This is a genomic window from Rhodoferax sp. UBA5149 (genome assembly GCF_002413825.1).
Classification (GTDB): Bacteria; Pseudomonadota; Gammaproteobacteria; order Burkholderiales; family Burkholderiaceae_C; genus Rhodoferax.
Genome location: NZ_DHXT01000131.1, coordinates 21,618 through 34,275, shown reverse-complemented (window position 1 = coordinate 34,275; position 12,658 = coordinate 21,618). Strand labels below are relative to the sequence as shown.

15 protein-coding genes and 2 tRNA genes are annotated in these 12,658 nt (G+C 56.2%); 4 read left to right on the top strand and 13 right to left on the bottom strand.

All coding sequences use genetic code 11. The features are described 5' to 3' along the window. On the bottom strand, positions 1-500 hold a 500-nt coding region (locus B3V69_RS11590; RefSeq protein ID WP_296446679.1), incomplete at its 3' end, for a methylmalonyl-CoA mutase family protein. A 154-nt stretch (positions 501-654) separates the two neighbouring features. Between B3V69_RS11590 and B3V69_RS11585 the strand changes: the two genes are divergently transcribed. Beyond that, positions 655-1,302 carry a GntR family transcriptional regulator gene (locus tag B3V69_RS11585; protein WP_296446677.1) on the top strand — a complete coding sequence of 216 codons (648 nt, stop codon included), beginning with the start codon at positions 655-657 and terminating at the stop codon, positions 1,300-1,302. Between the two features lie 20 nt (positions 1,303-1,322). Here the strand turns inward: B3V69_RS11585 and B3V69_RS11580 are convergent, their stop codons facing one another. From B3V69_RS11580 to B3V69_RS11550, 7 genes are all read right to left on the bottom strand, one after another. Continuing rightward, positions 1,323-2,597, bottom strand: coding sequence for a DUF3443 domain-containing protein (locus B3V69_RS11580; RefSeq protein WP_296446675.1), 1,275 nt, complete (start codon positions 2,595-2,597; stop codon positions 1,323-1,325). Continuing rightward, the gene (locus tag B3V69_RS11575) at positions 2,581-3,081 is read right to left on the bottom strand and encodes a DUF2844 domain-containing protein (protein ID WP_296446673.1); all 501 of its coding nucleotides are present in this window, start codon (positions 3,079-3,081) and stop codon (positions 2,581-2,583) included. Before B3V69_RS11575 ends, B3V69_RS11580 begins: the two co-directional genes overlap by 17 nt. Next, entirely contained in the window at positions 3,081-3,314 is a 234-nt protein-coding gene (locus B3V69_RS11570) for a hypothetical protein (protein ID WP_296446671.1), read from the bottom strand. Before B3V69_RS11570 ends, B3V69_RS11575 begins: the two co-directional genes overlap by 1 nt. Before the next feature lie 58 nt (positions 3,315-3,372). After that, the gene (locus B3V69_RS11565) at positions 3,373-3,888 is read right to left on the bottom strand and encodes a hypothetical protein (RefSeq protein ID WP_296446669.1); all 516 of its coding nucleotides are present in this window, start codon (positions 3,886-3,888) and stop codon (positions 3,373-3,375) included. Continuing rightward, the gene (locus tag B3V69_RS11560; protein ID WP_296446666.1) at positions 3,885-4,277 is read right to left on the bottom strand and encodes a hypothetical protein; all 393 of its coding nucleotides are present in this window, start codon (positions 4,275-4,277) and stop codon (positions 3,885-3,887) included. Before B3V69_RS11560 ends, B3V69_RS11565 begins: the two co-directional genes overlap by 4 nt. Positions 4,278-4,395: 118 nt before the next feature. Further along, positions 4,396-4,472 (bottom strand) — tRNA-Arg (locus B3V69_RS11555). 152 nt (positions 4,473-4,624) lie between these two features. After that, a tRNA-Pro gene (locus B3V69_RS11550) sits at positions 4,625-4,701 on the bottom strand. Between the two features lie 129 nt (positions 4,702-4,830). Here B3V69_RS11550 and aat point away from each other — a divergent pair. The 3 genes from aat to B3V69_RS11535 all read left to right on the top strand — a co-directional run bounded on the left by aat (position 4,831) and on the right by B3V69_RS11535 (position 7,203). Then, positions 4,831-5,595 carry a leucyl/phenylalanyl-tRNA--protein transferase gene (aat, locus tag B3V69_RS11545; protein ID WP_296446664.1) on the top strand — a complete coding sequence of 255 codons (765 nt, stop codon included), beginning with the start codon at positions 4,831-4,833 and terminating at the stop codon, positions 5,593-5,595. Next, the gene (locus B3V69_RS11540; RefSeq protein WP_296446662.1) at positions 5,592-6,335 is read left to right on the top strand and encodes an arginyltransferase; all 744 of its coding nucleotides are present in this window, start codon (positions 5,592-5,594) and stop codon (positions 6,333-6,335) included. Before aat ends, B3V69_RS11540 begins: the two co-directional genes overlap by 4 nt. A 79-nt stretch (positions 6,336-6,414) precedes the next feature. After that, positions 6,415-7,203, top strand: a complete 789-nt coding sequence (locus B3V69_RS11535; RefSeq protein ID WP_296446660.1) for an IclR family transcriptional regulator — start codon at positions 6,415-6,417, stop codon at positions 7,201-7,203. Positions 7,204-7,224: 21 nt separating this feature from the next. Here B3V69_RS11535 and pbpG read toward each other — a convergent pair whose 3' ends face one another. From pbpG to ilvN, 5 genes are all read right to left on the bottom strand, one after another. Further along, entirely contained in the window at positions 7,225-8,304 is a 1,080-nt protein-coding gene (pbpG, locus tag B3V69_RS11530; protein WP_296446659.1) for a D-alanyl-D-alanine endopeptidase, read from the bottom strand. Positions 8,305-8,416: 112 nt separating this feature from the next. Beyond that, positions 8,417-9,955, bottom strand: a complete 1,539-nt coding sequence (locus tag B3V69_RS11525) for a 2-isopropylmalate synthase (RefSeq protein WP_296446657.1) — start codon at positions 9,953-9,955, stop codon at positions 8,417-8,419. Positions 9,956-10,176: 221 nt separating this feature from the next. Beyond that, the gene (gene pssA / locus B3V69_RS11520; RefSeq protein ID WP_296446655.1) at positions 10,177-11,010 is read right to left on the bottom strand and encodes a CDP-diacylglycerol--serine O-phosphatidyltransferase; all 834 of its coding nucleotides are present in this window, start codon (positions 11,008-11,010) and stop codon (positions 10,177-10,179) included. Positions 11,011-11,080: 70 nt separating this feature from the next. Next, positions 11,081-12,097: a ketol-acid reductoisomerase gene (ilvC, locus tag B3V69_RS11515; RefSeq protein ID WP_296446653.1), complete on the bottom strand. Its 1,017-nt coding sequence runs from the start codon at positions 12,095-12,097 to the stop codon at positions 11,081-11,083. 21 nt (positions 12,098-12,118) lie between these two features. Then, positions 12,119-12,610 (bottom strand): acetolactate synthase small subunit, encoded by a 492-nt coding sequence (ilvN, locus tag B3V69_RS11510; protein ID WP_296446651.1) that lies wholly within the window; start codon positions 12,608-12,610, stop codon positions 12,119-12,121. Positions 12,611-12,658 lie beyond the last annotated feature (48 nt).

Genomic DNA, 12,658 nt, shown 5'->3' with positions numbered 1-12,658 from the left:
ACGGCGCCGTTCATGGTCATGGAGACGCTCACCTTGTCCAACGGAATTTCGTTGAACAGTATCTTCATGTCTTCCACCGAGTCAATCGCCACACCGGCCTTGCCGACGTCACCGGTGACGCGCGGATGGTCGCTGTCGTAGCCACGGTGCGTGGCCAGGTCGAAGGCCACGCTGACGCCCTGCCCGCCGGCGGCGAGCGCCTTGCGGTAAAACGCGTTGGACTCTTCGGCGGTGGAAAAGCCCGCGTATTGCCGGATGGTCCAAGGCCGCACCGCGTACATGGTGGCCTGTGGTCCGCGCAGGTAGGGCTCAAACCCCGGCAAGGTGTTGGCGTAGGGCAGGTTCTGGGTGTCGGCGGCGGTGTACAGCGGCTTGACCGTGATGCCGTCCGGCGTGTGCCAGTTGAGGGCATCCACATTGCCACCGGGGGCAGACTTGGCGGCCGCTTTGGCCCATGCCTCGAGGCTGGCGGACTGAAATTCAGGATTGTTTTGGGTCATGACGGATGCCGTTTGCAATGAGTTTATCGAAATGATCTGGCACCGAACAGGCCCGAACCGATGCGGCCCCGAGCGTATTTCAGTGAATAGCTGCTAGTTTACGTTATTTATAATTATTGATTCAAAATATTATTTTCGGCTTACAATTCAGTCCATGGCCGCACTTTCTCTATCGCCCCACGCACTCTATGAAGAGGTGGCTGAACTCCTGCGTCAGCGGATTTTCAAACGTGAACTGGAGCCCGGCAGCTGGATTGACGAGCTGAAAATTGCCGAAGCCTATGGCATCAGCCGCACCCCCCTGCGTGAAGCGCTCAAAGTGCTGGCGGCCGAAGGCCTGGTCACCATGAAAGTGCGGCGTGGCGCCTACGTAACCGAGGTGTCCGAGCGCGACCTGGCCGACGTGTACCACTTGCTCAGCCTGCTGGAGGCTGACGCGGCCGGCGTGGTCGCCACAAACGCCACGGCATCCCAAATCGAAGAGTTGCAGGCACTGCACGCTGAACTGGAAGCGGCGGCCAACCCGGAGCGGCAAGACCGGGAACTCTTTTTCGAGCTCAACGAACGTTTTCACATGCGGCTGCTGGAGATTGCCAACAACCGCTGGCGCGACCAGATGGTGGGCGACTTGCGCAAGGTCATGAAGCTCAACCGCCACAACTCTCTGCTCAAATCAGGCCGCATCGACGAATCACTGAATGAACATCGTGCCTTGATGGCGGCCATCGCAGCGCGCGACACGGCGCTCACCGTGCAGCGAATGCAGGAACACTTCAGGAACGGTCTGGAAGCAGCCGCCTGAAGGCCGCAGCTGACCGGCCATCAGAATGCATAAAAGGGGCCGGTGACCGAGCCACTTCCGAGCGTGGATGTCTTTCCCTCGATGCCGAAAAATACCCGGCGACCGTAAAAGAAGGGCAAGCCCCAGTCAAAAGAATTCAGGTTACCAGTGCCCGCCAAGGTCGGAAGCACGTTATTAACTCCACCGGCAAAAAGCGACAACGCATTGTCAATGGAAAACGAAATAACGGGACTCGTCAGCCCATTGGTGCCCACCAGCGTGGCCGACAAAGTGGTGGGCAACGTTGGACAATAAAAACCGGGGGCGCTAGTGCCGCATTTGGTAATCGCGGTGGAATCAAAAAACAGGCCATTGGAGCCCGAGTCGATAAAGCTTTTCGTAAGGCTTTGCACCCCAAGCCGGGTGGTGATGTAGCCAGTCGAGGCGTCAGCCGTCAGAACCGTTCCGGCCGACCATTGGTTGTTGGACTGTGTGCCAATGCCGAAAATCAGCGATCCGATCAGCCTGGGTGCGCCGACCGAACTGACGGCTGGCAAATCGATCAGCACGCCGTTTTTGTCTACCGCAAACAAGGGCACCGGGTTCTTCACCTGCTGGGCAATCGCTGCGGTCGAACCGGTGCAGCCAACGTTGTCGCAGGTGAAATAAACATCGTTGCCGGGGTTGCCGGTACACCGCGACCCACAGTCTTCCTTGAACAAGCCAAGCCCAATGATGCCGTTCGCGCCGAGCATTTTCGCTGTGGTGATTGCCGTGCCACCTACCGCACACCCCAATGGGGGGTTATTGAATGCCGGGTCGGCGATGACTTGAATCGGCACACTGGCTGCAGTCTTGCCGCCCAGCACAATATCGGCCGTCGCCACCGGGCCCCAGGCAAAGCTGTTGTCGAGAAACTGCGCGCAATTGAGCAGAGGAAAACCGCTGTCGCCGGTCAGCCGATTCAGATTCAAGGCGGGCGCCATCGCGCTGGACAACAGTCGCACGCCAAAAGAGCCGGTATCCACGAGCACATGGTCAATGGTCTGGCATTGCGTGGTGCTGCCCGGACTGCAGACAGTGACCGTGGTGTACAGGCGGTTGACGTTGTAGCCAGTGTCTTTGGGGCCCGCATCCACAGTGACCTCGAGTAGGTTGCTGACCGCAGGCGGACTGGGCAGGTTATTTAAGGGCGGCGTGCCCGCCAAGCTGGTCTGGGTCGGCGCCGATCCGCCACCACCACCGCAGGCCGTGACCAGGGTCACCAGCAAGGCCGCCATGGCGGCACGACTGAAAAATTTATTGAAGAACATCATTGATATTGACACCAGCGGGGATCAAACCCGGCGCATAAGCGTGCCCAAAAAAGTTTCGCATGCGTCCGTTGGAGCGGACCACCAGGCCATCGCGCGCCATGTTCACCGGCGCACCACGCCTGCCGCTCTCGCGGGCCTGCTCGGTCTCACGCTTGAAGGTCGTGAAATAGCCACCCAGCAGGGCACTCAAGTCCGGCAACACCGGCCCGCGCCAGGCCACGGCGAAAACCAACCCCGCAGGCGTTGCATATTCCTGAACGCTGGTTCCATTTTCAAGCAGTGTCTCGTGAACCGTGTAAAGGCTGGAGCGCGCGACTGGCGTGGCGGCTAGCGTTTTGGCGCCCGGCGCCGGGTTGGCAGATACCGCCGCCGGGAGCACTGAGGGGGCTTGTCCCAACGTCGCCATGGCCGCGCCCGCACTGGCCGCCAGCAGCAGGCCGAGCAGCAGCAGTCGAGCCTTATCGTTCCAAAAATTCTGTTTCATCATTTGTCATCCGCCTCCGTTCGCGTCTTCTGCATCGCGTCCTCAACCGACTTCTTGACCTGATCCTGCAACTGCTGGCTTTGTTGCTGCGGCGTGGTCACCGCAGAGGAAACGCCAGCCGGGGTTGCGGGCGACATGCCCCCGACTGAGAGCGCTCCCAGTTGCTTCTTGGCCAGCACCCCGACCACCGCTACAGCGATCAATAAACTTAAAACACCAAAGACCATCCTCATGTCGCGTCCCCCCTTTTTTTCCTGCGCTAACTTTCACGTCAAACCAAAAGCCGGTGGCTCACTCCACTTCCAGGCGCAACTCCCGCTCCGCCAGGCGCTGTTTTTCGTCCTGTACCTGCATCGTCAGCCGGTGTTTTCCAGCCGGTATCTGCGCATTCTCCAGTGAAAAGCCCTCCTGGGTCACTTTGACGAACTTGGTAATGCGGCTGGTAATGTCAATCTTGAATGCGCCGTACAGCACTTTGAAGGTGGCCGGGTCTATGGGCGCGTCGGCCTGGCTTTTGAATTGCACCGCGATGGCAAACGGGGCTTTGACTTTGAGGTCTGACACCGGCTCCGGCTTGAGGATGTCAATCAGCGGCACGACGGCGCGGGGGCGTAGCGCCGGTTGTTCATTGAAGCCGTCTTCTCCTCTGAATTCCCGGGCCTCGGCCGGCGTGACCAGCCAGCCATCGGCCACCGGCGCCAAGGCGCCACGTTCACCATCAGTGCTGTTTGCGGCTTGAGCCCCCGTGAATGCTACGTAGAAAGCTATAAAAACAATAGCAAAAAAACTTGCTCTGCGGAACATCATTTAATCTCCTCCATGGCCACCATTGAAGCACCATAAGCGTCGGAACATAACGCATTATTACGACGTGTGCCTGAGTTGGCACAGGCCTGGCTGGTTACCGTTTGCGAGCTGCTCATGAGTGTCACCAATTTGGCCTGTCCCTGCGCATCATTGAGTGATGAGACAAAGGGCCCGGCTTTGTTGGCGGCCAGCGGGCCGAGGTCGCGCGGGCCAGCCGCCACCATGACCAGCAAGTTGTCCATGCCCAACGGGCCGGCGGCCTTGATGCGCCAGTTGGGGCGCGGCAGCAGGAGCTTCTGGCTGGCTTCAATTTTGTTATCCTGGTCGAACATCTGGCGCAAGGCCTGCTCGACCGTCAAAGGCGCGGGCGCGATTACCGCCACCGGCACAGGGGCTGGTGGCGTGGAATCTGCGCGTGGGGAAAAGAAACTTTGATATCGAAGTAACCCCTGCGTCACCAATAAAGCCCATCCACTAAATTTTTTATAGCAAAAATCGCCTATTTATTGGTGTGCCCGGAGGGGATCGAACCCCCGACCCACGCCTTAGAAGGGCGTTGCTCTATCCAACTGAGCTACGGGCACATGTTATTTCTCAGCAGATTATGTGCTCCGCTTGAAAAACTCACTGTCATGTCTGATGGCAATTTCACCGGGGAAATCCCACCAGTGTTACTCCGGCGTTACCCGGAGAAACAAAAAAGCCCACATGAAGTGAGCTAAGTTGTTGATTTATATGGTCGGGGCGAAAGGATTCGAACCTTCGACCCTCTGGTCCCAAACCAGATGCGCTACCAGGCTGCGCTACGCCCCGACATGCTGGTATTGTAACGGCTCGCACCACCGATTCCGGCGTGGCGCGGGCATTTGACGTGGAATAAACGAGCGAGATTCAACAGAAACAGGACTCCGCGCGCCCGTGCCGTCGGTATACAGTCTGTCCATGTCATCTCAACCACCCCCGCTTCCGTGGCTTGCGCCGGGTCAAGACTTTCCTCCCGTTAGTCAGGCTTGGGGTGAAAATTCTCCCGCTCCAGGACTGCTGGCCGCTGGTGGCGTGCTGGATATTGACACTTTACGTCACGCCTATAGCCAAGGCATTTTTCCCTGGTTCAGCCAGGGGCAGCCCACGCTATGGTGGAGCCCCGATCCCAGAATGGTGCTCGATGTCTCCAAATTCCGGCTGCACCCGTCATTCAGAAAAACACTTCAGAAATTTCGCAAAACGGTGGGCTGTGAAATTCGAATGGACTCTGCTTTTGAACAGGTCATTCAAGCCTGCTCAAGCAGCCCGCGCGAAGGCCAGGCGGGCACGTGGATCGTGTCTGACATGATCGCGGCCTACGTCGACCTGCACCGGGCCGGCCTTGCCCACAGCGTGGAAACGTGGGTCAATGGCAAACTCGCCGGCGGGCTGTACTGCGTTGCACTGGGAAAATCCGTGTTCGGCGAATCCATGTTCAGCCGGTCAACCGACGCCTCCAAAATTGCACTCGCGGCGCTGGTTGGTTTTTGCCGCCACCACCACATCCGGCAGATTGATTGCCAGCAAAACACCCGCCATCTGGCCTCCCTGGGCGCAGGTGAAATCTCTCGTGATCTGTTTGTGCAACAAGTGATGTCCGGTCTCTCCCAAACGGCGCCGGTCTGGCAGTTTGACCCCCTATACTGGCGAGAACTATTGCCTTCAAAGTCAACTCAAACGTGACGCATCTCAAGGACCTCCCGCTACAGGCGCTGCAGTTTTATGCAACGGCGCCTTATCCCTGCAGCTATCTGCCAGGAAAACAGGCCAGGTCGCAAGTGGCAACGCCCAGCCATTTGATCAACAACGCCACCTATTCCGAGCTCGTCAGCCAAGGTTTCAGACGCAGTGGCATGTTTACCTACCGCCCCTATTGCGACGGATGCCATGCCTGCACACCGTTGCGGGTTCTTGTCAACGATTTCCGACCAGGCAGGAGTCAGCGACGCGCGTGGTCACGTCATTCCAACCTGCAGGTCAGAGTGCTGAAACTGTGCTTTGTGCAGGAACACTACAGTTTGTATCTCCGCTATCAAAATCGGCGGCACGCTGGTGGCGGCATGGACCAGGACAGCATCGACCAGTACACGCAATTTCTACTGCAAAGCCGGGTGAACTCGCGACTGGTTGAATTCCGCGAAACGCTGGCTGACGGCACACCGGGCGCATTGAAAATGATCTCGATACTGGACGTGCTCGATGATGGCATTTCGGCGGTCTACACTTTTTATGAGCCTGAATCTGCTAGCAGCTACGGCACCTACAACGTCTTGTGGCAAATTGCACAAGCCAAGATACTCAAGCTTCCTTATGTCTACCTGGGCTACTGGATTAACAAAAGTCAAAAAATGAACTACAAAGCAAGATTCACGCCCTTGGAATTACATGTGGCCGGGGTATGGGTTGCCGGCAACCCAACATAAGGTCTCCACAGTGACGCCCCCGCAGCGCCGTTCAATATTTCACCAGATAAAATGACGAGCGCGCAGATCAGGAGTACCCATGCGAAAAACCGATTCAGGCATTGCCGTTACCCCAACCGTCCAGGTCATCGAACGCATGTTTGCGCTCATGGACGTTTTGGCGTCCCGGGAAGAAGCGATTTCACTTAAAGAAATCAGTGAAAAAACCGGCCTGCATCCATCGACTACACATCGCTTATTGAATGATCTGGCCACCGGGCGTTTTGTGGATCGGCCACAACCGGGCAGCTATCGGCTGGGCATGCGCCTGCTTGAGCTGGGAAACCTGGTCAAAAGTCGTCTCAATGTACGCGATGCAGCGCTGGTGCCCATGCGGGAACTGCACAAATTGACCCAGCAACCCGTCAATTTGAGCATGCGTCAGGGCGACGAGATTGTCTATATCGAACGTACTTACAGCGAGCGCTCTGGCATGCAAGTGGTTCGCGCCATCGGCGGGCGTGCCCCCTTGCATCTGACTTCCGTGGGTAAACTGTTCCTGGCGGCGGACGATCCGCAGCGGGTTCGCGCCTACGCCACACGTACGGGTTTGAGCGGTCACACCAAAAACAGCCTGACCCAATTGCCAGCCTTGGAACGAGAACTGTCAAAGGTGCGCCAGTACGGCAATGCGCATGACAACGAAGAGCTGGAACTGGGCGTGCGCTGCATGGCCGCCGGCATCTACGACGACCAAGGCACGCTGGTGGCGGGCTTGTCCATTTCTGCACCCGCCGAGCGACTGGAAGAAGAATGGCTACCCAAGCTTCAGGCTACCGCCCGAGAGATTTCAACGACTTTGGGCTATCAACCTGACTCGGCCCGCTAACCGAGAATCCGTCACCCGCCACTAGCGAAGGGTGGCAACTTTATCAGCCGTTACAGCGCTAGCCAGAGGCACTGCACGCACTGCGGCAGGGGGAATCGACTCCACCCAGTGCCGGACACGTTCCGCGTCGCCAATACGGCTGAGCTTGCCGGCCGAATCAAGAAAAACCATGATGAGCTTGCGTCCGGCAACTTTGGCCTGCATGACGAGGCACTGACCGGCTTCGTTGATATAGCCGGTCTTCTGCAAACCAATGTCCCATGACGGATTCTTCACCAGGCGATTCGTGTTGTTATATTGAAGCGTTCGGTTTCCGACGGCCACCTGGTGTCCGGGCGACGTGGACAACTCACGCAAAGTCGGATCCCCATAGGCAACATTGACCAGTTTGACCAGATCCCGTGCGCTGGACTGATTTTTGCTGGAGAGTCCGGTGGGCTCGACATAATTGGTGTCGTTCATGCCAATCAATCGCGCTTTCGCATTCATCAGGCCAACAAAGACCGGCAGTCCACCGGGATAAGTGCGGCCAAGCGCGTGCGCCGCGCGGTTTTCACTTGACATCAAAGCCAGATGCAATAGCTCACCTCGACTCAGCTCGGTACCCACCCTCAGGCGCGATGAACTACCTTTTTCCGTATCCACATCGGCCTGAGAAATGGTGATCACTTCATCCATGGGCAAATGGGCCTCACTGACGACCACACCCGTCATGAGCTTGGTGAGAGAAGCAATAGGCAAGACAGCCTGATCATTCTTGCTGAACAACACCTCACTGGTATCCTGGTCGATCACCAGTGCCACGCTGGATTTCAAATCCAGCGCGTCGTGCGCACCATGTAAGCCTGCAATCTGCCCAAACGAGGGGTGGAGTGACACAGCCTCAGCGCGAACGACCGATTTACGCTTGACAACACCAACTGTTTTGGAGACTCTTCGTTTGGTGACGACCGTGCTTTTGGATGCCTTGATAACTTGGCGCTTTCTCTGGGCGGCATTGGCCGGAGGCAGCGAGACGGCGAGAACGAAAACCGTCAAACCAAAGAAAAGGAGTATTCGGCGCACAATATTTCCAAACGTAATCTGATGAGAACAGAACATGGATCCATCTCCGGACTTATTTCTCTATGTCGCGAGTTTATACAAAAAAGTCGCGCAATATCAAATACTTGCGCGACTTTCTTAAACAAGAACCTAAAAATAAGTAGTTACCCTAACCCTGTGCGGCCACCCGATCGGCTTTGCTCTGCAATTTGTTAAGTGCACTCAGGTAGGCTTTGGCGGACGCCACAATGATATCGGGGTCGGCCCCGACGCCGTTAACCACCCGCCCGCTGTTCTGCAAACGCACTGTGACCTCACCCTGACTTTCTGTCGAACCGCTGATGGCGTTGACAGAATAAAGCACCATTTCTGCACCGCTTTTGACGTGTGCCTCGATCGCTTTGAGGGATGCGTCTACCGGACCATCCCCATCCGACGAGCTTTTCACTTCCTTGCCGTCAACAGTGAAAACAATACTCGCCTGTGGACGCTCGCCCGTTTCGCTGTGTTGCGACAGTGAGACAAAACTGTACTGATCCTTCTCGTGCGCCACATTCCCGTCACTTACCAGCGCCAAAATGTCTTCGTCAAAAATTTCGCTCTTACGATCAGCCAGCTCCTTGAATCTGGTGAAAGCGGAGTTGATGTCGGCCTCGCTTTCCATCTGCACGCCCAACTCCTGCAGGCGTTGCTTAAAGGCGTTGCGCCCGCTGAGTTTGCCCAGAACAATTTTGTTAGCGGTCCAGCCAACGTCCTCTGCGCGCATGATTTCATAGGTGTCGCGCGCCTTCAGGACGCCGTCCTGGTGAATGCCAGAGGCATGGGCAAAAGCATTGGCACCGACCACCGCCTTGTTGGGCTGAACCACAAAACCGGTGGTCTGGCTGACCATGCGGCTGGCAGCCAGGATGTGTTTGGTGTCAATATTCAAATCCAAGCCGAAATAATCCCGACGCGTCTTGACGGCCATGACGATTTCCTCAAGGCTGCAATTACCTGCCCGTTCGCCCAAGCCGTTGATGGTGCACTCCACCTGACGGGCACCGCCGATTTTCACGCCCGCCAATGAATTGGCGACCGCCATGCCCAGATCGTTGTGGCAATGAACGGACCAGATGGCTTTGTCCGAATTTGGAATCCGCTCGCGCAGGTTCTTGATGAAATTACCATAGAGCTCCGGCACGGCGTAACCCACCGTGTCAGGAACGTTGATGGTAGTAGCGCCCTCGCTGATCGCGGCTTCCAGGACCCGGCACAAGAAATCAACATCGCTTCGGTACCCGTCCTCCGGACTGAACTCGACATCGTCAACCAGGTTGCGCGCAAAGCGCACGGCAAGCCTGGCCTGCTCGAACACCTGATCAGGCGTCATGCGCAGTTTTTTCTCCATATGCAATGCCGACGTTGCAATGAAGGTGTGGATACGAGCGCTATTGGCTCCTTTGAGTGCTTCGGCCGCGCGTGAAATATCCCGGTCGTTGGCGCGGGACAGTGAACAGATGGTTGAATCCTTGATGGCATTGGCAATGCACTGCACGGCCTCGAAGTCACCGTTCGAGCTCGCCGCAAAACCGGCTTCGATGACGTCAACCTTCAAACGCTCCAGCTGGCGGGCAATGCGCAGCTTTTCGTCTTTGTTCATGGACGCACCAGGCGACTGCTCGCCGTCACGCAAAGTCGTATCAAAAATAATCAATTTGTCAGCCATCTGGTTTCTCCTGTGTTCCTGAAAATCCGCAATCTAAAAATCGGCGCAATAAAACAAAAAGCCCGTTGCGGATGCATACGGGCTTTTGGTTTGGGTGAGCGCGTGCGCTACCGTCTCCGCCCGTCAGGCGATAGCAGCAGCGCTAGCAACATCTTTTTCATGATCTCAATGTACCACAAGTTTTTGGGCAGCAAAATAGGGCCTCGCCTACCCCGCATCATTCACTCGTGAAGACCTCGTTCATCAGGCTCCTCAGTCGACATGCTGATGACACTGGTCTGCACACCCTTGGCCTTGCGCCAGACGTAAACAATGTACCCACTGAAGCCATAGGCCACAAAGATACCAAACAGGACAATGGGCGGATCGATGTTAATGACAGCAATAACCAATGCGATCAACACAATCACGGCAAAGGGCACACTCTTTTTCATGTGAACATCTTTGAAGCTGTAAAACGGGACGTTGGTGACCATGGTTAGCCCCGCATACAAGGCCAATGCAAACATGATCCAGGGAATCGAAACTCCCCACAATGCATCAGTACCTTTGATCCCGGACTCGGTCAGCAACCAGATAAACCCGGCGATCAAAGCAGCTGCAGCTGGCGACGGAAGACCCTGAAAATAGCGTTTATCAACGACTCCGGTGTTGACATTGAAACGGGCCAGCCGCAAGGTAGCACAAGCACAATAGACGAAGGCGGCAATCCAGCCCCAGCGTCCCAGACTTTTGAGCGCCCACACATATGAAATGAGTGCCGGGGCTGCGCCAAAAGACACCATGTCCGAGAGTGAATCCATCTGTTCGCCAAACGCACTTTGCGTGTTCGTCATGCGAGCGACCCGTCCATCGAGGCTGTCAAGCACCATGGCACAAAAAACACCCACAGCGGACAGATCGAATCGGCCATTGATGGCCATGACAATGGCATAAAAGCCACCAAAGAGTGCCGCCAGCGTAAACAGATTGGGCAATATGTAAATGCCCTTTCGGCGCTTTCTCACGACCACGGCATCGCCTTCGGCAAAGTCTGCTTCGTTCCCGTCATGCATAGAATTGGCCTCCAGCCTTTCATAATAACAAAGGCCACCGAAGTGGCCTTTGTTACGGGAGTCGTGTGACTCAGTTGCGGGTCTGATCGACGAGCTTGTTCTTTTTGATCCAGGGCATCATCGCGCGAAGTTTTTCGCCGACTTGTTCAATCTGATGCTCTGACGTCAAACGGCGACGGCTCAGCAAAGTGGGTGCGCCAGCCTTGTTTTCCAGGATGAAGCTCTTCGCGTATTCACCAGTCTGAATGTCTTTCAGACACTGACGCATCGCGTCTTTGGTGGCGCTGGTCACAATCCTTGGACCGGTGACGTACTCGCCATATTCGGCGTTGTTGGAGATGGAGTAATTCATGTTGGCGATACCGCCTTCATAAATCATGTCCACAATCAACTTGAGTTCGTGCAGGCACTCGAAATAGGCCATCTCAGGGGCATAACCGGCTTCGACCAAGGTCTCGAAACCGGCCTTGATCAACTCAACGGTGCCGCCGCACAAAACAGCCTGTTCGCCGAACAGGTCGGTCTCAGTTTCTTCGCGGAAATTGGTTTCAATGATGCCAGCCTTGCCGCCGCCGTTGGCCATGGCGTAGCTCAGGGCCAGGTCGCGTGTGCGGCCAGACTTGTCTTGATGAATGGCGATCAGGTGGGGCACCCCACCACCCTGCGCATAAGTGCCTCGCACTGTGTGGCCAGGGGCCTTGGGCGCCACCATCCAGACATCCAGATCTGCGCGGGGGCTCACCAAACCGTAGTGAACGTTGAAGCCGTGCGCGAACACCAGGGACGCACCCTGCTTGATGTTAGGCTCGATATCGTTGGTATAAACCGCTGCAATTTGCTCGTCGGGCAACAAAATCATGACCACATCGGCAGCTTTGACCGCCTCAGCGACTTCAGCAACCTTGAGACCGGCTTTTTCAACTTTGGGCCAAGAAGCGCCGCCTTTGCGCAAACCCACGACAACTTTCACGCCGCTGTCGTTAAGATTCTGGGCGTGCGCATGACCCTGGCTACCGTAGCCAATGATCGCAACCGTCTTGCCTTTGATGAGACTCAGATCGCAGTCTTTGTCGTAAAAAACTTTCATTTCTCTCTCCGTTGTAAAAATTTAAACTCTCAAAATACGTTCACCGCGGCCAATACCGCTGGAGCCGGTACGGACGGTTTCCAGAATCGCACCATGCTCGATAGCCTCCAGAAACGCGTCATTCTTCGACTGGTCTCCGGTCAACTCAACGGTGTAGCTTTTCTCGGTCACGTCGATGATGCGACCCCGAAAAATGTCAGCCATGCGCTTCATTTCTTCACGTTCCTTACCCACGGCGCGCACCTTCACCATCATGAGCTCACGCTCAATGTAAGCACCCTCGGTCAGATCAACCACCTTCACGACTTCAATCAGACGGTTCAAGTGCTTGGTGATCTGCTCAATGACATCATCTGACCCGGTGGTCTGAATTGTCATTCGAGACAAGCTTGGATCCTCGGTCGGCGCCACCGTGAGCGATTCGATGTTGTAGCCACGGGCTGAAAAAAGACCGACAACGCGCGAAAGAGCGCCGGGCTCATTTTCCAGCAATACTGCAATGATATGTTTCATGATAAGAGACTCCTCTTTTCGCTGCCCTCCCCCTGCAGCGGTAACCAC